The organism is Romboutsia sp. CE17 (genome assembly GCF_012317385.1).
In the GTDB taxonomy this organism is placed as follows: Bacteria; Bacillota; Clostridia; order Peptostreptococcales; family Peptostreptococcaceae; genus Romboutsia_E.
Genome location: NZ_CP051144.1, coordinates 1,715,219 through 1,739,076 on the forward strand (window position 1 = coordinate 1,715,219; position 23,858 = coordinate 1,739,076).

The following is a 23,858-nucleotide window of genomic DNA, read 5'->3' on the forward strand; positions in this document are numbered from 1 at the left end:
TTTTTATCACTAATTAGTGATATTTTTTTAAAAAAATTTTATTTTTATTTAAATTTATTTAGTATATCTTTTAATACTATTTTTTCTTCATTCGTTAATACATCAAAGATATTATTTATATTCTTTATGTGGTCTGGTAATATTTCTTCTATAACCTTTATTCCTTTATCTGTTATAGATATTATAGTAGACCTTTTATCTAATGGGTCTGAAATCTTTTTTATAAATCCATCCTTTTCTAAATTTTTTATAACTACTGTTATATTTCCTGATGTAGTTAGTATTTTTTCCATTATTTCTCCTATTCTTAAATTTCCTTTATTGTAAAGAACCTCAAGAACTCCAAACTGAGAAATTGTTAATCCACTTTCTTTTATCGTTTTATATTCTAAATTATGAATTTTATGTTCTGCCCTGGTAAAAGCTATTAAAGTGGATAAATTAAGTTTACTATCTTTAATTAATGTTTTTATATCTTCCATAAACTGATTTTATCACTAATTAGTGATAAAATCAACATATAACTTTAAAAATCTAAAAGTAAAGCTTTATTTCTTTTTTACTTTCTTCTCTACACTTTAATCAGGTACTAATACAGTAAAAAATTTTGATTGAGATTCAGCATATATGCGCTAATTCTCAACCAAAATTTCACCACTTTATATTACTTTGTTTAAAAATTCTTTTGTTCTAGGTTGTTTTGTATTTTCAAATACTTCTCTAGGAGTTCCTTCTTCTATTATATATCCGCCATCCATAAAGATAACTTTAGTAGCTACTTCTCTCGCGAATCCAATTTCATGAGTTACTACTACCATAGTTGTTCCTTCTTTAGCAAGTTCCTTCATAACATCTAGTACTTCTTTTACCATTTCTGGGTCTAGTGCTGAAGTAGGTTCATCAAACAACATAACCTTAGGTTTCATAGCCAAAGCTCTTGCTATTGCTATTCTCTGCTTTTGTCCTCCTGATAATTGTGCTGGAAAAACATCTTTCTTATCTAGTAATCCTACTCTATCTAATAGCTGTAATCCAATCTTTTCAGCACTTACTTTATCCATTTTTTTAACCTTAGTAAGTGCTAGAGTAATATTATCCATAATACTCATGTTATTAAATAAATTAAAGTTTTGGAACACCATCCCAATATCTTCTCTTACCTTGTTTATATCAACTTTTTTATCTAAAATATTTTTCCCATCAAATATAACTTCTCCACTTGTAGGTGTTTCAAGTAGATTCAGACATCTTAAAAATGTACTCTTTCCACTTCCACTAGGCCCTAGTATTGCTACTATTTCACCCTTATTTACTTCCATATCTATATTTTTTAATACTTCTAGTTTTCCAAATTTCTTTTTTAAATTATTTACTTTAATCATATAGTCATCTCCTCCTTAGAACTTCTTACACTTACTTTGCTATCAAATAATACAAAGCTTTTATTGTTTTTAGTTTCTAATCTTCTTTCTATTAACCCTACTAATTTAGACAAAGTAAATGTAAGTGCAAAGTATATTAGTGATGCTACTATTAATGGCTCAAAAGCTAAGTATGTGTTTCCTTTTACTATATCTGCACTATACATTAAGTCACGTATACCTATTATAGATGCTATTGATGATTCTTTTACAAGCACTATAAACTCATTAGCTAATGCTGGTAAAACATTTTTTAAAGCTTGTGGTACTATTACATACTTCATACTCATTTTATAATCTAATCCTAAAGAACGGCTTGCTTCCATTTGACCTTTGTCTATTGACTGTATTCCTGATCTTAAGATTTCTGCTATATATGCACTTGAGTTAATTGATAATGCAAATACTGCAGCTATATAATCTGAAGATATAGGCCCTAGATTAGGGAACTGTATTCCTAATCCTGGAAGACCAAAGTAGATAATATATATTTGTACTAATAAAGGTGTTCCTCTTAAAAATTCAATATAAGCTGCACTTATAAAACTAAGTATCTTACTTTTAGATATTCTTCCTAAACAAACTATTATACCTATCATAAATCCTAAGATTAAGGTACATAAAGATATTATTATTGTTATTTTGGTTCCATCTATGAAAAATTGATAATATTTACTTAAGAATTCAAAATTCATATTAATCCTCCTATTATTTTTTATATAATCCAACTTCTTAAATCTTAATCAAATTAAAATTTATTAATCTTGAGCTAATTCAGTTGCTTTATTAACAAATTCATCAATCTTGTTTTCTGATTTTAATTTAGCTAATACTTCATTACTTTTCTCTACTAAAGATAAATCATCTGATTTTTTTATAGCTATTGCAGCACCTTCTGCCCCATATTCACCTGTATTAACATTTGCATATGTTAACTCTGGATATTGCTTTAAATAACCAGTAACTGATTGCTTAGTAACTACTACTGCGTCTACATTGCCATTTTTAAGTTCTAATATTAAATCAGGTATTTTTGAAAGTAATTTCATATTTGTAGCTTCTATAGTTTCTATTGCAAAATTTTCTTGTAAACTAGCTTTTTGAGCTCCTATTTTTACACTTTTTAATGATTCTAATGTTGTATATTTATCTAAATCCTTTTTATTTATTAATATTGATATCTCTCCATTGTAGTAAGATTCTGTGAAGTTTACCGCTTGCTGTCTTTCTTCTGTTGCTGTCATACCTGCAACTACCATATCTACGTTTCCACTTTGAAGTGCTGGTAATAATCCATCAAATTTCATATCTTTTATTTCTAACTCAACTCCTAGCTCTTTAGCTATTTCCTCAGCTATCATAATGTCAAACCCAACTATTGTATCTTTTCCATCTATTTCTTTATGGAATTCATATGGTGGGTAATCTGCACTTGTCGCAATTACTAACTTTCCTTTTTCTTTTACTTGCTCTAATTGAGTTGTAGCTTTTGCATCAGATCCCTTATCTTCACTTGATGAACATGCAACAAATCCTAAACTTAAAACTCCTACTAACATTCCTAATAACACTTTTTTTAATTTCATAATTATTCCTCCATATTTGTAATTGATTATTATTTGAGAATAGCATCATAGTACTACGCCACAATTTTACCCTGATCCTGAATTTTACACCTTAAATAAGCCTGGTTATAAAAAAACGTCCCTTAGTCAAAATAGACTAAGAGACGATTATTCGCGGTACCACTCTTATTGATAAGCCTCAATAATACTGAAACACGGCTACATAAAATGTAGTGAATTCTCTCCTATAGTCTAGCTATTAATTGCTAAGCAAAATAAAGGATAAAATAAAAAAGTCCCTTGGCTATAAATAGCCAAGAGACGAAACATTCCGCGTTACCACTCTTATTGATAAGTAAACTTATCCACTCAAACTCTTAAGGCGAGCAACCGATTACCATACTACTACTTCAAGTAATCTCCTCCAAAGCTCTCTTCACTATATACTTCAATATTAGGCTCACACCAACCCTAACTCGCTGAAAATCCATTTATAGTTACTCTCTTTTTCCAAGGATTTCTTTTATTAATTTAATCTTAATATAATTATATACAATTCTCAAATAATGTCAACTGTATTTTTTATATTTTTTATTTTTTATAAATTTTCTGTATATTCTATTTTATATAGCTTCTTAATAACTACAAACCAATCTAGTGATAGTACTTTTTAGTTATTAATTTATATATATTATTTAGTAAATATTAATATATTCATATTTATAAGTTATGCTTTATACCTTATAATAGACTTAAAGTTAATTAAAAATAACTAAGTTAGAAGGTGGGTAAAATGTTTGAGACTTTATATGATAATTTATTAAATGAAGTTAGTAATGGGAATAGATGTGTAATGATTACATACTTAAATCTACATGACAATGTATCTGGTTCAATAGAAGATAAATTTTTTTTAACTAAGGATGATATAGATAAAAAATCTATACCTCTATATAATGAAGTTTATATAAGAGCCAATAATGCTCTTTCAACTGGTAAAATCGATACAGTTCATATTAATGAAAATAAGCTTGTATTAATTGAGCCCTTTTTTCCTAAACCACGCTTAATAGTTTTTGGTGGTGGACATATAGCAAAACCATTAGTGGAATTTGCCTCTAAGGTTGGTTTTTCAGTAACTGTTATAGATGATCGACCTTATTTTGCAAACTCTACTCGATTCCCCGAGGCAGAAAAAGTTTTCTGTGAAGATTTTAAAAATTCTTTTAATCTTATTAAATTTAAGGAATCTGACTTTGTTGTTATTGTGACAAGAGGTCATAGACATGATGGATTAGTTTTACGTGAAGTTTTAAATCATAATCTTAGCTATATTGGTATGATCGGCTCCAAACGTAGAGTTAAAGGTATGATGGAAGAACTGATTTCAGAAGGCTATTCTAAAGAAGTTTTAGATAAAGTTAATTCACCAATTGGACTTGATATCGGTGCAGTTACACCTGAAGAAATAGCTATTTCTATAGTATCTCAACTTATTAGCTTTAAAAATAAAAAAAATATAAAGGCTAATAGTTTTTCGTATCCTGAATTTGATAAAGAAGTTACTTTAGAAATAAGTAAAAAACCATCTATCCCAAGGGCTATATTAACAATAATTTCTTCTAAAGGATCTGTTCCTAGAAAATCTGGAGCCAAAATGATAACTTATCTTGATGGAAGGTCATTAGGAAGTATTGGTGGAGGATGTAGTGAAGCAGAGGTACTAACTAAAGCTAGAAGCATTATGGATAATAATGGATTCTTAATTCAACAAGTTGATATGACTGGAGATGTAGCAGAATCTATAGGCATGGTATGTGGTGGAGTTATGGATGTTCTTATAGAAGTATTTTAACTTTATCTAACTTTGTAAGTTATATATATTCAATTTTCAATTTCTTATCATAATGTAAAAAAACCGTATCACTTACTTGTGATGCGGTTTTTTAATTTAGTTTTTAAAACATAAAATATTTCTTAGTATACTTCTATTATTCCCCCACCATTTCATTATGTATAATTTACAGAACTGTTTTCCTTTTTACTTGAACCATTCCTCATAATCGCCTCATAAATTAAATACTCTATACCAAAGCCTGTATAATAGCACTACTTGTTATGTGAAGAGTTATCACAGGATAATATCTCAACAAATTTTGTAGATGCTAATGAAAGTGGAACACTCTTTAAATAACAAACACCAATACTTCTTTTAGGTATTTCCTCTAAAAGATTAATCTCATACAATACTTCCTTTTCTAAATAATCCTTTGAGAATTCCTTTACTACACAAGCTATACCTAAGTTTATCTTTGCAAACTCCAATAATAAATCAAATGATCCAAGTTCAAATTCTGGAGAGATTTCTATCCCTTTAGATAGCATGAACTTCTCTACATACTTTCTTGAATTTGAGCTAGGCTCTAAGAATATTAAAGGATACTTCACTATTTCTTGTAATGAAATTTTATACTTTGCTAAATCCTTATACTTATCTCCACAAACAAAAATATCTCTAACATCTCTACAAGGAATTACTTCTAATGAATAGTCATCAACTGGAAGATTACAGATTGCAATATCAATTTCTCCTGACTTAATTAAGGCACAAAGTTCTAATGTTGTACCATTTATAATCTTAAACTTGAGATTAGGATATTTATTATGAAAGTCTTCTAAATATGGAAGTAGAAAATACTTTGATATAGTATCTCCCACACCGATCTTTAACTCTCCAACTGCTAAATCTTTAAATTCTAATATTTTTTCTTCTCCAGTATTAATTAAATTAATTGCTGAATTTATATATTCAAATAAAAGACTTCCCTCGTTAGTTAATGATACTCCCCTTGGTGTTCTATTAAAAAGTCTAGTATCGAGTTCTCTTTCTAATTGCATTATAGCTTGACTCACAGCTGGCTGTGTCATGTAAAGCTCCTTTGCTGCCTTCGAAAAGCTTTTTCTCTTTCCTACCTGCAAAAACACCTTATATAAATCTAATTTAGTAACCATATAAGTACTCCTTATAATATATATCTATTCTATTTATTTTACTTATACCATTTATTGGTATATACTACAAGAGTATGAATATTTAAAATCAATTTTAATTTGTCAGGAGGGGTTATTTTGGAAAGAACCGTTGGTACAGTTGTTAGAGGACTTCGTTGTCCAATCATTAAAGAAGGGGATAAAATCGAGGATATTGTTGTAGAAAGTGTACTTAAAGCTTCAGAAGCTGAAGGCTTTACTATAAATGATAAAGATATAGTTACTGTAACTGAATCAATAGTTGCACGTGCTCAAGGAAATTATGCTTCTATAGATAATATTGCTACAGATATTAAAGCTAAATTTGGTGACGATACTATTGGTGTAATATTCCCAATCTTAAGTCGTAACCGTTTTGCAATCTGCCTTCGTGGTATAGCAAAGGGAGCTAAGAAAATAGTATTAATGTTAAGCTATCCATCTGATGAGGTTGGAAATCACTTAGTTGATTTAGATATGTTAGATAATAAAGGTGTTAATCCTTGGACAGATGTTTTAACAGAACAAGAATTCCGTAATCTATTTGGATATAATAAACATCCTTTCACAGGTGTTGATTATATTGATTACTATAAATCTTTAGTAGAAGAATATGGTGTTGAGTGTGAAGTAATATTCTCAAACAACCCTAAGACTATCTTAAATTATACAAAGAGCGTTCTTACTTGTGACATTCATACAAGATTTAGAACTAAGAAAATTTTAAAAGCAAATGGTGTAGAAAAAGTTTATAGCCTTGATAATATATTATGTGAATCTATTGATGGAAGCGGATGTAATGAAGAATATGGATTATTAGGTTCAAATAAATCAACAGAAGAAACTATTAAATTATTCCCTCGTGACTGTCAACCTATAGTTGATAATATACAAGCTATTCTTAAAGAAAAGACAGGAAAAGATATTGAAGTTATGATTTATGGAGATGGAGCTTTCAAGGATCCAGTGGGTAAGATTTGGGAACTTGCTGACCCAGTAGTTTCACCAGCCTATACATCAGGTTTAAATGGTACTCCAAATGAAATAAAATTAAAATATCTTGCTGATAATAACTTCGCTGATTTAAAAGGTGAAGAACTTAAGAGTGCAATATCAGAATATATTAAAAATAAAGAATCAGATTTAGTTGGATCTATGGAGTCACAAGGTACTACTCCAAGAAGACTTACTGACCTTATAGGATCATTATCTGACTTAACATCAGGAAGTGGAGATAAAGGAACTCCTATTATATTCATCCAAGGTTATTTCGATAATTATACAAAATAATAAATTTAAAAATTCAAGACTCTAGATAATTATGTGTAATTAATTATAATATTGGTAAATCATCGTTAATTATTTATTTTTTAGATATTTAATTTTAAGAAAATAGAAAGACCTATAATAAATCAATTATAGGTCTTCAATTTTTTTACCTTATTTCTATTACTGAAACTTTATTTATATATAATACAAGAGATAATTATCTTGAGATATTTCATTTATATCTTCTATAAACAGCATTTTCAAATACACCTTTGACTTTTTAATTGATGGATAACAGTCTTTATCACATCATAGACTTTATATTATTTTGTGTTAATTTTAATTTACAAAGAATTTCATAATTCTTGTTAAGTATAGTAATCATTCCTTTCGTGGATTTCAATGGTGGAGACGATTTACAAGAATCATCCCCACTATTGAATTTAATAATTAGAAAATGCATTTTTAACAAATTTTCCAACAGATGTTAATTCATCATTATTCCACCTACTCAATTTATCAATATCATATCTAATAAATGAATATGGTTCGTCTTTATTACTTAAAGACCAATTAATCCAACTAATATTATTCTGCTTTAAAAATTCTAGAAATTCTCTTCCTTTTTTTAAATCTATATCTGCATCATTTTTTTCTGGGCTAAATCCCCATTCAGAAATAAATACTGGTATATTATTTTTCAATGCATCATTTAATAAATATTTATAACCTCCATCACTTGTTCCCGTGTATAAATGATAAGTATACATTATATTTTCATACTCTAAAGGATCATTTATAGCACTCTTTATATCTATACAATGATTAGGAGTTCCTATAAGTATTATAGCATCCGGTGAATTTTTCCTTATTATTGGTATTATAATATTTGCATACTCTTTTATATCATTCCATGAAGTTTCCTCATTGGGTTCATTGAATATTTCATATATTATCCCTGGTTCATCTTTATATCTAGTTGATATTTCATCAAAGAACTCTTTAGCTTCTTCTATATGTATGTTAGGATTATTATCTTTTAGTGTATGCCAATCCACTATTGCATACATATCTGATCCTAAAATATTTTCTATTCCTTGAAGCAGATTTTTCATTGCTTCTTTTTTATTATAAATATATCCTTTATTTTCATCTGTATACATCGCCAATCTAATAGTGTTAGCTCCATATTCAGATAATGTATTTAAACTTCTTGTATTTATATATTCTGGGTACCACATAAGACCATGGCTACTCATTCCTTTTAACCGTACTATATCGCCTTTCTCATTTACAAGATTTGTTCCCTTTACTAATAATTGTCCATTTCGATCTACGCCGTTTTTATTTACATCGTATTCATCCTGACTTAGTTTTTGTAACAAAAACATATTTGACAATATACTTATTAATAATGTAATAAGTATAATTACATTAAATCTAGATTGTCTCACTTTTTTATTAAGCATTAGCAAGTTCCTCTTTATTTTCTATAGATCCAGCCCAACTTAGTAATATCTCTCTAAAACCTTCATCGTTCGAAATATTTTTCCAGTCATCTATTTTGTATAAAGTATTGTCTTTTGCTGTAGATTTATCACATTTTATACATCTTAAAACTAAGTCATCTCTCAATTCTATATTAATATTTTTATTATCTAACCTTCCTTTAAATAGTATATACTCATAGTTAAAGTTAACTACTTCAACTATATTCCCATCTGTTGTATTAACATTTACTTTTAATCGTATCCTTGGTAACTTTCTATTAGAAGTCCTGTGTTTTTTACTTCTGTTAATCGTATTTAATTTGATTTCCTTAATAGTATTTGATTTCATCTTAGTCGACAAAGTATGACCTCTATCATATACTATCTGATAATACTCATTTTTATCTTTTTGTGATACATGATTTAGTTTGATGCTATATTTCCATTTATCCATAAATTTATCCACGTGAACTACTCTACCTTTTAAATTCGCTTTGTAATGTAAATATTTAATACTTATATCTATATCTTCATCATATGGTATGTACTCTGGAGTATCTATTGTAAAGCTCATTCCATATTCTGAAATATCGAATGTAGTAGCTTTTAATAACCTTTCATTAAAACTTATATCTACATCTAGATTAGTATAGTATCTTTCCTCACTTCTGTAATTTACACGACTGAGCATGAAAAATATAGCCATAATAAGAAAATACAGATTCATAACTAACCAAAATATAATTACTATACTACCTAAATGTTTATATTTCATAAAATCTTCTACTGAGAATATTAAACCAAATACTGATGCAACTATTAAAATGATATGAGGTATTGAATATTTAAAATCTACATTCTTTGATGATATTCTTTCTTTCGATGTTACATTAAATTTTTTAAGGGTAATACCTATAGTTTCAAGTAGTATTGGTATTACTAAGTATGGAAAGATTATAGTATCAACTATATTACTCCACTTTTGATTTCTTAAATTACCAGATAAATATCTTAAAGATATATTGTATAGTAAATATGATGGCATCCATATAAGCATTAGTTCTTTTGTACTGCACTCTACTATAATTAAACCAAATACGGAATATAATATGGGAGATATTATATATATAAATCGTCTAAAAAATGTAGTCCAATATAAAAAACAGGTTATATAACTTAGCTTAGCTCTAATACCTAGATTTGAAAATAAAAATTTGAAACTTCTTATGGTTTTGACACATCCTCTTCCCCATCTTTGACGCTGTTTTATCAAACTCTTAAAATCAATTGGTGCTAATCCGTGTGCTAATACCTCTGATATTGCAAAGCATTTATATCCTTTACTTTGTATTTTTATACCTGTTGCAAAATCTTCCGTTATATTTTTTATCGCTATACCACCAACTTCTTCTAATGCTTCTCTAGATATCAAAGTATTCGAACCTGCATATATAGGTGAATTCGTACGATTTCTACCCACATTGACTTCCTTGAAGAAGTAATCCTGTTCATTAGGAATGTTCTGTTCTGAATATAAATTATATTGGAATAAATCTGGATTGTAAAAACTTTGAGGTGTTTGTATAAACCCAATTTTATAATTTACATCTATTTCTTTTCTTCTTACCCATCTATTGTCTTCATCCTTTTTCATAAGTGGTAAACTAAAATAAGGAACAGTCTTCATTAAAAAATCACTTCGTGGTATCATATCTGCATCAAAGGTAGCTACAAGAGGTGATGTAGTTTTACTTAATGCGTTGTTTAAATTTCCTGCTTTTGCATGTTTATTTTCAGCTAATCCTATATATCCTATCCCTATTTGCTCTGCAAGCTCTTTCATTTCTACTCTATTTGTATCATCACATATGTAAATATGAATTTTACTTTTATCTGGATATTTCATATGTGTACAACCATTAACCGTTTTATATAATATTTCTGCTGACTCTGTATGAGTTGCTATTAATACATCAACATCTGGGTAAAGTTCTATGGGTATTTCTGGCATTTCTGGTTCTTTATTTGAACTTAAATTTTTGTAATGTGAAAAAGCTTCTATTACCCCAATAGTTTCTGCTATTGCAAGTGATAATCCTGCTATTAAGGATATCATTCCATGTTGTGTTGGAATTGTAAAAAATAATCTCCAGAATATATATATAAATGCAGTCATACTAGCTGCTACTAATAAAATTTTCTTTTTCATATTAGTCCCCTTTTTCATAGCCATCCCCCTTCATTTTTTTAATCTCTTTGTACGAGGATTATAGATAGTATAAATATACCTATGAATATTGCTGATAGTATACTAGTAACTCTTGTTTTTTTATCGCTGCCTAATATAAAGTCTTTTACTTTTTCTAATGAACTTTTATTTATCTCATTTTCATTAAATTCACTAAATTGGTATAATGAGTCTATATTTTCATCTAACCATTTTCCATGTTCCCTTATAACTAATTTCATTTTTTCAATTTCAGTATTATATTCTCCCTCATATTTCCACCTCTTTATATCTCTTTCAACGCTAGTTCCCAAAAAACTCACTGTATCATCTATATATTTTATTAAATTTTTCTCACTTAATATATTTTTTCTTAAATAGTTGTATCTATCTATCACTTTTTTCGTAAAATTAGGATCCTTTAATAGCTGTCTAAACCAAGGTGCATCATGCATAGCTGTAGAGTCAACTTTTAATGTGTTTTGTGACTTTATATCATTATCTAAGCACATATCAAAATCCCAAACTGGACCCATGCTAATTTTAGAACCATTTTCTTTATATATATAAGTTGAATAATATCCAGAGTCATAGTTAGCAAAAAACTCATTTATTATAAAATAATCTATAAATGATTCTACATTTATATAATCTCTATAATTGTAAAACTCATCAATGTCATCAGAATAAATACATTCTTCAAACTTATTTATATCATTAGTTATATACTCTATGGTTTTTTCTGTTATTTCACCCTTTTTGGGGTATTTAACTTCTAAATATCCAACAGGAAGTTTATTCTTAGTTGAATAATTATCTAAAAGTATAACATCTTCTTCAAACCTATCCCTTCTGAGCAAATATGATGATTTTGTAAATTTATTATCATACTTAGAAATGTTGACTCTATCTTCTCCTTGTTTTATATTTTCCATCATAAGGTATACACCTTCATAAGTATACTCATCATCATCCTTTATTACCACTTCACAGTACCTTACATCTGGAGTATATGGCATTATTTCGCCTGCAATATTTAAAGCCACATAATTTCTAAGTAGAGTTTTATCTATATAAGATATATTTAGTACCCATTCCCACTCTTCTCCCATACCTAATATATCTTGCTTATTTTTACTTCCATCTTTATTTATTGTTTTTATTAAGTATTGTTTTTTAGGAAATCTAGTTGATGTGTTACCTCTTTGTCGGATTAATATATCCGATTTATTGGTAGGCTTATCTTTAATATTATTTACACTTCCCTCATTATCAATAATAGTTATGTTACCATCAACGTATGGATCTATATCCAATGGTGCATAATACCCTTTTTCTGCGTTCCAAACAACACCAGACTCTATACTCTCTCCATTAGTATCTATAATTACTAATGGTAAATGAGTACTAAAAGAATCACTTATAGTATAATCCTCTTTCATATCAAATTCTCTCGGTTGATTTTTTATATCTTCCTGTCTATGATGATGTACTCTTTTCTGAGAATTTTTTTCTATAAATATAGATAGTGAAATACTTGATACTAATAATCCTATTACTACTAATATACTTATATTTCTTTTACTAGCTAATAATTTTTTCATCATCTATTTATATCCTCATTCTGACAAACTAAGTTAACTATCTCTACTCCATCTATCTCATATAAATTTTTATTGATAGATCCTTTATATTTAGAAGAATTTATTATACGTTGTGAAAGTTCATATATGTATTCAATACTTTCACTTGTAGTATTTTTCACACGCATATTAGCTTTGCCATCATAAAATACTAAGATAGCTTTTTCTATTTCTTCTTCAACGTTTCTCTTTGCATGTACTACAAGTAAATACCTGTCATTTGACTTTACATGACCAAATATAAGTAAAAATATGAATAGTATCGCACTTCCTATCCCTGCTATTGTATATTCAGATACTCCACAACAAATACCTACTACTATACACCAAAAGATATAAACTGAATCTCTCGGATCTTTTATAGCTGTTCTAAAACGAACTATAGACAGTGCACCAACCATACCTAGAGATAAAGCTATATTATTTCCAATTACATTCATAACCATTGTAGTTACTATTGTTAACATAGAAAGTGATACGTTAAATCTTTGGCTATATACTGCCTTTGAATGAGAATATCTATATGCTAAATATATTACTATAGATAATATTATTGATACTAAAAAATTAAGTAATATTTGTTCAATACTCATTGATGAATTGCCTTCTTGAAAGTATTTTAAAAGCATTTCTTTCATTTCTAATTTTGTCCCCCCTATAAGTAGCTAATAAATCTCGACATACAGTATTTACTAGCTGATGTTTGGGATTTATTAACACTATCTATTATGTCTTTTACATAACTTAATAAAAAATTGTTGTATTTTACTTCTAGTATTGTTTTACTAGTTACCGGATTTAGAGATAGTGAAGGATTAAATATATCTATATTTGACTCACTAGACTTCAGATCACTATCTATAGTTATCCTTGTATTGTTTTCTTTAACTATATAAGCTAATCTATTATACTCTACTATACATTTTGGCCTGTATAAATTAGTCTGCATTATAGTGTATAACCTGTCTGCAAAATCATTGTTTAGTTCTTTTAATACTTCATAGTGTCCCTCTATAAGCCTTTGAGCTATACTTTTTGGTATAGTTAATGAATATTTATGCTGGTACTCGCCTTCTTTTTGTTTAAGTTCTAACTTTAAAAATTGAGCTTTTGGATCATATGTCCTAAGTCTTATTTTTCTTCTATATTCTAGCCCATCTTCTTTATCAAAATAATCATTATTATACAATGTGTCAAAATATAATGATCTAACCATATATCCATCATCTTTATTGTACGAATCTTGAACTAATGTTTTACATAAAATATTTTTTAAGCTCATTGCAGTAAATACATTTATTTCATACTTTTTTTCTACCCGAGTTATAACATTTTGATCTATCACTTTATCCCCCCCTTTCAATCATTATATCAATATTTATTGTCATACATTGTAAAAAACAGTCGTATTTTATAAAATATTTTTTATCTAATTTGTTGTGAATTTTAACATATTTTATTTGTAATTAATATATAAGACAAGTGGGGTCAAACCTCTGTCCATAAGCTTTTTACTCTTTGCGCCTACGTGTGTAGTCATCTGTTTTAGAATTTCACCTCAGATAATATATATATAATACAACAGAATTGATTAAAGTTATAGAAACATAAATTAGTTCAATTTGTATTAATCAAGCTAATATCAAGTCTGAGCCTGAAAGAAGTTTATGCAAAATTTATATTTTAAATATAAGAAAGAATGAGACCTATTTCATTCTTTCTTAATTCAAACAAAGTCAATATTTCCTTATAAATTAATTCTATTTTCAAACTTTTTATTCATATCCAATCAAAACATAGTTATAATTATATTGAAAGGGGTGTTTCTAAAAAATATGTTAGCTTATTATATAAATTTAATATTATTCATAATATCACTATTAACTTTAATTTACTTTACATATAAACCTGTAAAAAATTATAGATTAATATTTAAAATTATAACTAGTATTTTATTTATTTCCACTGGAATAATATCTTACTTACATTCACAAGGTGATTTTTACTACTTTATACTACTAATAATAGGTCTTATTTTTTCTTTATTTGGAGATATACTCCTTGTACCCAAGATAAATACTCGCACTGGAGAACTAACAAAAATGTTTCTCTATGGACTTATTAGTTTTTCAATTACTCATATAATGTATGTTTTAGCCTTTATTCATGTGTGTTCATTTAATTGGACAGATTTAATTATAGTCTTTATAATATCATCTTTAATTATATACACTTTAAAACATAATAAAAATATTAACTTTAAAAATATGTTTATACCTACATATGTATATTCATATTTAATATGTTTGATGGTATTTGAATCTTTTAAAGTTACACTCTTATCTTTAAATGAATATAGCTCGTCTTTACTTTTATTGGGATCTCTTTTATTTGTATTTTCTGATATAATTTTAGCATTTATATTATTTTACAATAAACCCAGCAAGGTTTTATCAGGGTTAAATTTATTAACTTATTACATAGGACAATTACTTATAGCATCTACCTTACTATTTTTATAAATTATATATACATAAAATTTTATAAGATACATCCTATTAAATATTGTTACTTGAATTTTTATATTTTAATTCTAATATAATGAGTAATTATATTATTTTAATTTTATATAAAGAATATATACTTATATAAAATTAAATATAGGATATCTTTTTTCATGTTCATTTAATTAATTTATTAACTAAACTTTATATAGTAAATAAAAGCTTTTTATTATACTTATTATCTCTTATTTATAAATCCTTCTTCACACAATTGTTCCAATGAATTCTTAAGTTCCTCAACATCTACTATTTCCAAGGAAATACTAACATCTTTATTTTTAAATCTAACTAATTCCATAAGACTTCTAATATCTATATTCCCTCTATCTATACCAAAATGACTATCCTCTTGCCCGTAATTATTATGAACATGTATATGACCTATTTTATTTCCTAATGCTTCTATCCAATCCTCTATATCAATTTTAGAACAAACATTAGCATGTCCCAAATCTAAGCATGCATCAAAATTCTTTTTATTAGCATTATTTAATATTTCTCTTATAAGAACATAGTCCCATTCCAATACATTCTCTAAATGAAAATTAATATTTTCATCCTTGCCTATAAAAAAATCATTCCAAAACTTGCCTGTATTACTTATCCATTCTTCGTAAGTATATAATTTTGGAACATAACTATTATGATAAACTATTTTTTTAGCATTAAATTCTTTAGCTACTTCATAAGCTTGATCAAATCTTTTTCTAGTTATTTTAGCTATTTCATAATCTCTACTACCAGCTGATAGATCTGCAAAAGGCCCATGAATTGAAATATTTATATCATTTAATAAGCTTCCCCAATCTTTTTTATATTCTTTTATAAATGCTTCTTTATTGTCTAGTATAAAAGGATTTGAAAATTGAACAATTTCAAGACCTATATTGTACTTTTCTATTATAGAAATTATCTTTTTATTTTCATCTAATTGTGATATATAAAAATCCATTTCTCTACTCCTTATTTCCTTACTATATTTAAAATATAATCTTAAATTTTAACTATTAGATTAAATTTACATTATAGGTTATAATTAATATAGTATTTTTTTAAATCTGTTAACTAATTTTATATTAATATACCTTTCTAATAATATCTACAAATAAGGAGGTTGCTTTGATAAATAAAATTAAATACATAGCTTTTTTACTTATATTAATTAGCTCTTTCAGTTTAGTTGGATGTAGCGACAAAGACAGTAGTATAGTTAGTTCTTCTATTACTAAAGAAGATCCGGAAAAAGAAGAACCTTTTTTTTCTTATTCTGAAATTCCATCTAGCGTAAAAGATAAAATGCTAGGATACTCTATGCCAGAAAGCGAACCTATAAGTTTTGATACTTTATCATACTTACAATTATCATACTATGGATTTGACGGTAAAACCCATAGAGGTGAAATGATTGTAAATAAAGAAGTTGCAGCTGAGGTAGTAGAAATATTTAAGGAACTTTATGAAGTAAAATATCCAATTGAAAAAATAAAATTAATAGATGAATACGAAGCTAATGACGATCTTTCTATGAAAGATAATAATACCTCATCTTTTTGCTATAGAACTATTGCAAATACTAATGTAATATCTAATCATGGAAAAGGTATGGCAATTGATATTAATCCACTTTTAAATCCTCATATAAATAATTCTAGAGGTACAGTGAGCCCTAATACCGCTACTGATTATATTGATAGAAATCAGTCTATAAAGGGTATGATAGTAGAAAACGATGATTGCTATAATGCATTTATTAAAAGAGGATGGTCTTGGGGTGGAAATTGGAAAAATCCTGATTATCAACACTTTGAAAAAAATATAAATAATTAATATAAACTCAAAATTTTTAACTAAAGGTGATGTAAATGAATTTAATAACATTAGAAAATATAAGCAAGAGTTATTCTGAAAAAATATTATTAAAAGATATATCTCTTGGCGTTAATGAAGGTGAAAAAATAGGTTTAATCGGTGTTAATGGTACGGGTAAATCTACACTTTTAAAAATAATTGCTGGCGCTGAAGAACCTGAAACTGGCACTATAACAAAAGCTAACAAAGTTAGAGTTGAGTACTTACCTCAAAATCCAGAATATGATGAAGAATCTACTGTACTTGAACAAGTATTCAAAGGTACCTCTGCTGAAATGAAGTTACTTGGTGAATACCAAGATATACTAGAAAAAATAAATGTTTCTTTTGATGAAAATTTAAATAAAAAATTATTATCATTACAAGAAAAAATAGATGCCTTAAATCTTTGGGATTTAGAGAGTGAAGCTAAGGCAGTTCTTACTAAACTTGGTATAAATGATTTCAATCAAAAAATAAAAGAATTATCTGGTGGTCAAAGAAAAAGAGTTTCTCTTGCTTCTGCTCTTATAACTCCTTGTGAATTATTAATACTTGATGAGCCTACCAATCACTTAGATAATGATACTATTGACTGGTTAGAAGAATATTTAAATGCTTCTAAAGCATCACTACTAATGATAACTCACGATAGATATTTCTTAGACAGAGTTACTAATAGAATAATAGAACTTGATAAAGGTAGATTATTTAGCTATGATGGAAACTACTCTCTTTTCCTAGAAAGAAAAATGGAAAGATTAGCTATGGAGGCTAGTATGGAGGAAAAGCGTCAAACCCTTATAAGAACAGAACTTGCTTGGGTAAGAAGAGGTGCTCGTGCTAGAACTACAAAGCAAAAAGCTAGACTTCAAAGATTTGATGAATTAACTACGAGAGATGTCATTACTCCAGATGAAAAAATGGATATATCAGTTGGTTCTTCTAGACTTGGTAATAAAATAATAGAAATACATAATATTTCTAAGTCTTTTGGTAATAAAACTGTTATAAATAACTTAGAGTATACTCTTGCTCGCCACGATAGAATCGGCATTATCGGTAAAAATGGTCAAGGTAAATCTACTCTTATAAAAATATTAAATGGAGATTTAACTCCAGATAGCGGTACAATTGAAATAGGTGAAACTGTAAAAATAGGATGCTTCACTCAAGATGATGCTCATATGGACTTAAACATGAGAGCTATAGATTATGTAAAAGAAGCAAGTGATTATATAGAAACAGCTGATGGAACTAAAATATCAGCTTCTCAAATGTGTGAAAGATTCCTATTTAATTCAACTATGCAATATACACTTATAGGAAAATTATCTGGTGGAGAAAGACGTCGACTTCATTTACTAAGAACACTTATGCAGGCTCCAAATGTTCTTTTACTAGACGAGCCTACAAATGACTTAGATATAGAAACTCTTAATAGATTAGAAGATTACCTTGATGAGTTTAAAGGAGTTGTAATATCTGTATCACATGATAGATATTTCTTAGATAGAATTTGTAACAAGATATTTGCTTACGAAGGAAATGGAAATATTCATATCTTCACAGGTAACTACAGTGATTATTTAGTTTATAAAGAAATTCAAGGAATTGAATTTGAAGAAGCAGAAAAAGCTGCAAAAGCTGAAGCTCCTAAAGAAGTGAAAAAAGGAAAACCTAAAAATGATAAAAAGCTTAAGTTCTCTTACAATGAACAAAGAGAATTTGATACAATTGATGATGATATAGCTAATCTTGAAAGTAAAATAGAAGAACTTGATAATAGTACCTCAAAGTTTGCTACTGATTTTACTAAACTTCAAGAAATACTTGATGAAAAAGCAAATCTTGAAAAAGAGCTTGAATTTAAATATGAAAGATGGGAATATTTAAATAACTTAGCTGAAGAAATTGCAAATTCTAAGAATTAAATAAAAAATACTAATCTTAATAAGATTAGTATTTTTTATTTTTAAAATAATCTATTTTTTTATAAAAGAGCATATATTATAATAAACTTTATTTAATAGAGCTTCTTTCATAATCAATTACTCCACCTTTAAAAGCTTTCTCTTCTCTGTATATTTTATTATCCTCGTTATATGCTTCATTTACCTCATCAATATTTTCATGCCTTATTTCTTTGACAAATGCTATTACACTACCGAATATAATTATACCAAATGGTAATGCCATTACAATCGTTGCAGTTTGAATCATATCAAATCCACCTGCAAATAAGAATGCTATTGTAAGTAAACTTTGTGTTACTCCTAAAACTATTTTTCTTGAATTTTTAGGTGATAATATTCCGTCACTTGCAATTACAGATAATACGTATGTTGCTGAATCTGCTGATGTTACAAAGAATGTAAACAATAAAACTATAGCTATCATACTCATTATTAATCCAGTTTCATTGAACTCATTTAATATTACAAAAAGTGCAGTTTCTGTTTTTTGTATAGCTTCTACTGCAACATCTACTGGAGCTGATATTCCTAGCGTTCCAAATACTAAGAACCAAATCATACAAAATCCTGCTGGTACTAATAATACTCCTTTTATAAACTCTTTTATAGTTCTACCTTTTGATACTCTTGCTATGAAAATAGCAACAAATGGAGCCCATGCAATCCACCAAGCCCAGTAAAATATTGTCCATTTAGAATGCCATTCACCTTTTGCAAATATATTAAATTTGTCAATAGTTAGTGCTTGAGCATATCCTCCAATACTGGCAATAAAGTTATTAAATAAATCTAATTTAGGAACTAACATAAATGCTCCTATAAAAAATAGTACTGCTATTCCTAAATTTAAATTTGATAATATTTTTATACCTTTTTTAACACCTGTTGTTGCTGAAACTAAGAAAAGAACTGTCATTATAGCAATTATGAATATTTGTATAAACTTTGTCTCAGGAACTCCAAATAAATAATTTAATCCACTATTTATTTGTAAAATACCCATCCCCAAAGATGTAATAATACCTGCTATAGTTACAAAAATAGTTAATATGTCAATGATTTTTCCAATAATACCTTTAGCACCTTTTTCTCCTATTAAAGGTATTAGAACTGAGCTTAAAAGAATTGGCTTTCCTTTTCTGAAGTGCATATACCCAATGACAAGAGCGAGTAATGCATAACAAGCCCATGCTGAAATTCCCCAGTGTAAAAATGACTTTCTAAATGCAAATCTTACTGCTTCCTTACTTGCACCTTCTATTCCAATTGGATTTAAATAATGTGTTAGAGGTTCTGCAACTCCCCAGAACACTAGACCTATACCTATTCCCGCACTAAAAAGCATTGCAAACCAAGAAATATTTGAAAACTCCGGTTTAGAATCGTCTGCTCCAAGTTTAACATTTTTATATTTACTAAATAATAAATAAATACTAAATAAAAAGAAAAAAGCCATTAATATCATAAAGTACCATGAAAAATTTTCTGTTGCAAATTTATATGCACTATCAAAAAAAGATTTAAAACTATCAGTAAAAACTACTCCCCATATTAGTACTACCAAAGAGATAAGGATTGTTGAATAGTAGGTTATGTTACTCCTTAAAGACTTGATTACATTTTTCATAATAAAACTCCCCCTTTTTAACAACTTATCTACCCGTCATAAGTTGTCAGTTTGATTATTAATTTATAATATATTAAGATTAAAATTATTGGTTTAATTCAATTTTTAAACCATGAATAATATAGATTGCATACAAAATTAATATAAAATTTTAATATATACTAATTTATACAATATATCTAACAACTTTATATTAACACATAAGTTGTTAAAAATCAAAATCTTTTTATAATCAAATAAAAAACTATTAATTAATTGCTATCATGTTTATAATATTTATGATACAATTATTCACTGATAGGGGTGATTTAATTTGGCAAAAAAAATATCTACTCCAGCCTATTTAAAGATATCTATTGATATTGCTTATAGAATAGTGAATGGTGATTTTTTAGAAGGAGAAAAGCTCTCTGGTCGTTCTACTTTAGTAAGCATATACAATGTTTCACCTGAGACAATTCGTAGATCAATTGCTTTATTGAGGGACATGGATGTTGTTGAGGTAGAAGAAAAAAGTGGTATTAGAATACGTAGTAGAGCTAATGCTTCAAAGTTTCTAGAAAAATTTAAAACTAAAAATGAATTTACATCTTTAAAAGAAGAAATTTATGGCCTAATTTATGAAAAGAAAAAACTTGAGAAAAATTTAGAAACTAAAATTGAAAACTTGATTGAGTTTGCAACACAACTTAGAAATGTTGGTATCATTAGGCATCACGAGAGCATAGTTCAGCCTAATAGCTTAATAATCGGTAAGAATTTAGGAGAACTTAATTTTTGGCACAATACTGGTGCTACAATAATTGGCGTAAAAAGGGGCGATGAGTTATTTGTTTCACCTGGTCCATATTTTAATATAAATGAATATGATATAATAGTTTATGTAGGTGAAAACGACGTTCTAAGCAAAGTTAAAAATTATATAACTTCATTAGATTAAGACTTTATTAAGTCTATTTGTCTTTATAATGTTAATTTTCATTGCTAACACAATTAACCTTATAAGGTTAATTTTTAAAATTATAAAAACCGTATCATTTTCTTATGATACGGTTTTTCTTAACTACTTCAATAGATTTTTTATTTATAATTCAATTATCTTCGTAGCTATTTTCTCGCCAAAAGAAAAATCATGTTCTACAAATAACATTGTAGGTTTTTTACTAAGAATAAGATCTTCTATTTGCATACGAGAAATTACATCTATAAAATTAAGTGGTTCGTCCCAAATATATAAATCAGCTTCTTCACATAAACTTTTAGCTATAAGTAACTTTTTCTTTTGTCCTTCACTCCATTTACTTATTTCTTTTTCAAATTGAATTTTTTCTAATCCTAGTTTAAGTAAATTACTTTTTACATATATATTATTTAGATTCTCATTTTTTATATAATCATCTAAGCTACCTTTTAAATAAGACGTTTCTTGAGAAATATACGATACTTTATTAACTTTTTTAATATATCCACTATAATTAATCTCTTCACCTATAATTAACTTTATTATGCTAGACTTACCGCTTCCATTTTTACCACGAACCCAAACTCTTTCACCTTTTTTAATATCAAAACTTACCTTATCAAATATTTTTTTATTTCCATACTTAATTTGTAAATTATGAACTTCAAGTACATTTTCTTTTTTATATTCTCCATTAGACATCTCTTTATTTTCCTTTAAAGATATCTCTAACTTTTCTACTATATCCAAATTTTTAAGTAAATTTGATTTTTCTTCTATAGCTTTATTTTGACGAGCTTCTATACACTTTGCTCTTTTCATCATTTTAGCTGCTTTATGACCAATAAACCCTCTGTCACATGGACCATTTCCTTTTTTAGTAGATTCTATTGCATGAGACCATGTTGATTTTTGCTTAGCAGTCTTTTCAAGCCTTTTAATATCCTTTTGAAGTTTTTCATTTTTTCTTATTTCAAAATCATCTTCTCTATCCTTATTAAACTGCCATGTTGAAAAATTACCCTTTTGAACATCTATATTAGCTTTATTTATTGAAAGTACATGGTCAATTATAGAATCTAAAAAAGTTCTATCATGAGATACTACTATAAAGCCTTTTTTACTAGATAGATATTTTGCCACAGTTTCTCTACCTTCTACATCTAAATGATTCGTTGGTTCATCAATAAGCAAGAAGTAATTTTTCCTTAAAAATAAACCTACTAAAAGTAATTTAGTTTGCTCTCCAGAACTTAAGTTATTAAAATTTTCATTAAGTATACTTGTATCAAGTCCTATTTTATTAACTTCTTTTTCTATTAGTTCATTTATTATATATCCATCATTATTAGTATATTTTTCTAGAATTTCTCCATATTCATTCATTTTTTCTGGAATCTTTATATACTCTTCCATCTGTTTTTCCCAACTTGTAAAAGGTGCTATTGAATTTCTAACAACCTCTAATGCTATATCATTATCAATATAATCTTTCATAGGAAAATACTCAAAATTTACACTGCTAGAAATTTTACCACTATATTCATACTCTCCCATTAGAAGTTTTAAAAAAGTTGTTTTACCTCTTCCATTACGACCAATTAGACCTAGTTTCCAGTCCGTATCTATACAAAATGATACATTTTTAAAAATATCGTCTCCATGTGTATCATATTGAAAGCTTAAATTATTTATACTTATTTGCGACACTATCCTCAACTCCTATCTCAAGGAAATTTACACATAAAAAACTTCCTTGATTTAAATATTGATACCTACTTTAAATCAAGGAAGACATAATCGTACTAAGTATTTCAAAAACTTAATAATATTAAGAATTTGCATAAGAAATAAATCTATCTTTAGATTTTAATTCAGGGTAGTGATTTACTGTACATTAATCTTATTCTTAATTCAAAGTAGTTTAATTCATGACTAATAGAGCATATGTATAATACTCTTAAAATGCTATTAAACTATTTTAGAATAAGATTATTTTCTCACTTTACCTGATCACCTCCATTATATTATTAAATTTATTATATGTTTTTATTAAATTCTAGTCAACTTATATTAATAAATTTTATCTGTTAAAATTACCATTCTAAGTAATATACACAATGAATATAAGTAAAATGTTCACATCTTAAAGTCAAATATATCAAATAATAATTAATGAAAAGCTTAATATTTTACAAAATAGTACCAAAATCTTTTTCAAAATGATATTATGGATA

Annotated in this window: 19 protein-coding genes and 1 other annotated feature; of the genes, 6 read left to right on the forward strand and 13 right to left on the reverse strand. The window is 27.2% G+C overall.

What is annotated here, in order from left to right; translation table 11 throughout:
* Positions 1-44 precede the first annotated feature (44 nt).
* The 4 genes from HF520_RS08235 to HF520_RS08250 all read right to left on the reverse strand — a co-directional run bounded on the left by HF520_RS08235 (position 45) and on the right by HF520_RS08250 (position 3,007).
* Positions 45-482, reverse strand: a complete 438-nt coding sequence (locus tag HF520_RS08235; RefSeq protein ID WP_168573566.1) for a MarR family winged helix-turn-helix transcriptional regulator — start codon at positions 480-482, stop codon at positions 45-47.
* Between the two features lie 177 nt (positions 483-659).
* Positions 660-1,382: an amino acid ABC transporter ATP-binding protein gene (locus HF520_RS08240; RefSeq protein WP_168573567.1), complete on the reverse strand. Its 723-nt coding sequence runs from the start codon at positions 1,380-1,382 to the stop codon at positions 660-662.
* The gene (locus HF520_RS08245) at positions 1,379-2,116 is read right to left on the reverse strand and encodes an amino acid ABC transporter permease (protein ID WP_168573568.1); all 738 of its coding nucleotides are present in this window, start codon (positions 2,114-2,116) and stop codon (positions 1,379-1,381) included. Before HF520_RS08245 ends, HF520_RS08240 begins: the two co-directional genes overlap by 4 nt.
* Positions 2,117-2,179: 63 nt before the next feature.
* Positions 2,180-3,007 carry a transporter substrate-binding domain-containing protein gene (locus tag HF520_RS08250; RefSeq protein ID WP_168573569.1) on the reverse strand — a complete coding sequence of 276 codons (828 nt, stop codon included), beginning with the start codon at positions 3,005-3,007 and terminating at the stop codon, positions 2,180-2,182.
* Between the two features lie 293 nt (positions 3,008-3,300).
* Positions 3,301-3,508: a binding site (T-box leader), on the reverse strand.
* Positions 3,509-3,779: 271 nt separating this feature from the next.
* Here HF520_RS08250 and HF520_RS08255 point away from each other — a divergent pair.
* A complete protein-coding gene (locus HF520_RS08255) occupies positions 3,780-4,841 on the forward strand; it encodes an XdhC family protein (RefSeq protein ID WP_168573570.1) in 1,062 nt (353 codons plus the stop codon).
* 254 nt (positions 4,842-5,095) lie between these two features.
* Here the strand turns inward: HF520_RS08255 and HF520_RS08260 are convergent, their stop codons facing one another.
* On the reverse strand, positions 5,096-5,998 hold the full coding sequence (locus HF520_RS08260) for a LysR family transcriptional regulator (RefSeq protein WP_168573571.1): 903 nt from the start codon (positions 5,996-5,998) through the stop codon (positions 5,096-5,098).
* 117 nt (positions 5,999-6,115) lie between these two features.
* Here HF520_RS08260 and HF520_RS08265 point away from each other — a divergent pair, with 117 nt between their 5' ends.
* Positions 6,116-7,306, forward strand: a complete 1,191-nt coding sequence (locus tag HF520_RS08265) for a coenzyme F420-0:L-glutamate ligase (protein ID WP_168573572.1) — start codon at positions 6,116-6,118, stop codon at positions 7,304-7,306.
* A gap of 422 nt (positions 7,307-7,728) precedes the next feature.
* Here HF520_RS08265 and HF520_RS08270 read toward each other — a convergent pair whose 3' ends face one another.
* From HF520_RS08270 to HF520_RS08290, 5 genes are read right to left on the reverse strand one after another with little or no spacing between them, the layout of a single operon-like run.
* Positions 7,729-8,754, reverse strand: coding sequence for a glycoside hydrolase family 5 protein (locus HF520_RS08270; protein ID WP_168573573.1), 1,026 nt, complete (start codon positions 8,752-8,754; stop codon positions 7,729-7,731).
* The gene (locus HF520_RS08275) at positions 8,747-11,002 is read right to left on the reverse strand and encodes a glycosyltransferase family 2 protein (RefSeq protein ID WP_207710986.1); all 2,256 of its coding nucleotides are present in this window, start codon (positions 11,000-11,002) and stop codon (positions 8,747-8,749) included. The genes HF520_RS08270 and HF520_RS08275 overlap by 8 nt, the downstream gene beginning before the upstream one ends.
* A 20-nt stretch (positions 11,003-11,022) precedes the next feature.
* Positions 11,023-12,609, reverse strand: coding sequence for a CotH kinase family protein (locus HF520_RS08280; protein WP_168573575.1), 1,587 nt, complete (start codon positions 12,607-12,609; stop codon positions 11,023-11,025).
* Positions 12,606-13,283, reverse strand: a complete 678-nt coding sequence (locus HF520_RS08285) for a DUF4956 domain-containing protein (RefSeq protein ID WP_168573576.1) — start codon at positions 13,281-13,283, stop codon at positions 12,606-12,608. The genes HF520_RS08280 and HF520_RS08285 overlap by 4 nt, the downstream gene beginning before the upstream one ends.
* Before the next feature lie 17 nt (positions 13,284-13,300).
* Positions 13,301-13,990: a polyphosphate polymerase domain-containing protein gene (locus tag HF520_RS08290; RefSeq protein WP_207710987.1), complete on the reverse strand. Its 690-nt coding sequence runs from the start codon at positions 13,988-13,990 to the stop codon at positions 13,301-13,303.
* Positions 13,991-14,480: 490 nt separating this feature from the next.
* On the opposite strand from HF520_RS08290, the gene HF520_RS15490 reads away from it, so the two are divergent.
* Positions 14,481-15,167: a lysoplasmalogenase family protein gene (locus HF520_RS15490; RefSeq protein WP_168573577.1), complete on the forward strand. Its 687-nt coding sequence runs from the start codon at positions 14,481-14,483 to the stop codon at positions 15,165-15,167.
* Positions 15,168-15,387: 220 nt separating this feature from the next.
* On the opposite strand, the gene HF520_RS08300 is transcribed toward HF520_RS15490, so the two are convergent.
* Positions 15,388-16,161, reverse strand: coding sequence for a sugar phosphate isomerase/epimerase family protein (locus HF520_RS08300; RefSeq protein ID WP_168573578.1), 774 nt, complete (start codon positions 16,159-16,161; stop codon positions 15,388-15,390).
* Between the two features lie 167 nt (positions 16,162-16,328).
* On the opposite strand from HF520_RS08300, the gene HF520_RS08305 reads away from it, so the two are divergent.
* Entirely contained in the window at positions 16,329-17,036 is a 708-nt protein-coding gene (locus tag HF520_RS08305; protein WP_243155129.1) for a M15 family metallopeptidase, read from the forward strand.
* Positions 17,037-17,071: 35 nt separating this feature from the next.
* Positions 17,072-18,991 carry an ABC-F family ATP-binding cassette domain-containing protein gene (locus tag HF520_RS08310; RefSeq protein WP_168573579.1) on the forward strand — a complete coding sequence of 640 codons (1,920 nt, stop codon included), beginning with the start codon at positions 17,072-17,074 and terminating at the stop codon, positions 18,989-18,991.
* A gap of 88 nt (positions 18,992-19,079) precedes the next feature.
* Here the strand turns inward: HF520_RS08310 and HF520_RS08315 are convergent, their stop codons facing one another.
* Positions 19,080-20,660, reverse strand: coding sequence for a BCCT family transporter (locus tag HF520_RS08315; protein ID WP_168573580.1), 1,581 nt, complete (start codon positions 20,658-20,660; stop codon positions 19,080-19,082).
* Between the two features lie 313 nt (positions 20,661-20,973).
* Between HF520_RS08315 and HF520_RS08320 the strand changes: the two genes are divergently transcribed.
* Complete coding sequence (locus HF520_RS08320) at positions 20,974-21,600, forward strand: TrkA C-terminal domain-containing protein (RefSeq protein WP_168573581.1); 627 nt, start codon at positions 20,974-20,976, stop codon at positions 21,598-21,600.
* Positions 21,601-21,744: 144 nt separating this feature from the next.
* On the opposite strand, the gene abc-f is transcribed toward HF520_RS08320, so the two are convergent.
* Positions 21,745-23,331, reverse strand: coding sequence for a ribosomal protection-like ABC-F family protein (gene abc-f, locus HF520_RS08325; RefSeq protein ID WP_168573582.1), 1,587 nt, complete (start codon positions 23,329-23,331; stop codon positions 21,745-21,747).
* Positions 23,332-23,858 lie beyond the last annotated feature (527 nt).

Excerpts from the sequence above, each read along its gene's own strand:
- HF520_RS08235 (WP_168573566.1), bottom strand. The coding sequence starts at position 482 with ATGGAAGATATAAAAACATTAATTAAAGATAGTAAACTTAATTTATCC.
- HF520_RS08240 (WP_168573567.1), bottom strand. The coding sequence starts at position 1,382 with ATGATTAAAGTAAATAATTTAAAAAAGAAATTTGGAAAACTAGAAGTA.
- HF520_RS08245 (WP_168573568.1), bottom strand. The coding sequence starts at position 2,116 with ATGAATTTTGAATTCTTAAGTAAATATTATCAATTTTTCATAGATGGA.
- HF520_RS08250 (WP_168573569.1), bottom strand. The coding sequence starts at position 3,007 with ATGAAATTAAAAAAAGTGTTATTAGGAATGTTAGTAGGAGTTTTAAGT.
- HF520_RS08255 (WP_168573570.1), top strand. The coding sequence starts at position 3,780 with ATGTTTGAGACTTTATATGATAATTTATTAAATGAAGTTAGTAATGGG.
- HF520_RS08260 (WP_168573571.1), bottom strand. The coding sequence starts at position 5,998 with ATGGTTACTAAATTAGATTTATATAAGGTGTTTTTGCAGGTAGGAAAG.
- HF520_RS08270 (WP_168573573.1), bottom strand. The coding sequence starts at position 8,754 with ATGCTTAATAAAAAAGTGAGACAATCTAGATTTAATGTAATTATACTT.
- HF520_RS08275 (WP_207710986.1), bottom strand. The coding sequence starts at position 11,002 with ATGAAAAAGGGGACTAATATGAAAAAGAAAATTTTATTAGTAGCAGCT.
- HF520_RS08280 (WP_168573575.1), bottom strand. The coding sequence starts at position 12,609 with ATGATGAAAAAATTATTAGCTAGTAAAAGAAATATAAGTATATTAGTA.
- HF520_RS08285 (WP_168573576.1), bottom strand. The coding sequence starts at position 13,283 with ATGAAAGAAATGCTTTTAAAATACTTTCAAGAAGGCAATTCATCAATG.
- HF520_RS15490 (WP_168573577.1), top strand. The coding sequence starts at position 14,481 with ATGTTAGCTTATTATATAAATTTAATATTATTCATAATATCACTATTA.
- HF520_RS08300 (WP_168573578.1), bottom strand. The coding sequence starts at position 16,161 with ATGGATTTTTATATATCACAATTAGATGAAAATAAAAAGATAATTTCT.
- HF520_RS08310 (WP_168573579.1), top strand. The coding sequence starts at position 17,072 with ATGAATTTAATAACATTAGAAAATATAAGCAAGAGTTATTCTGAAAAA.
- HF520_RS08315 (WP_168573580.1), bottom strand. The coding sequence starts at position 20,660 with ATGAAAAATGTAATCAAGTCTTTAAGGAGTAACATAACCTACTATTCA.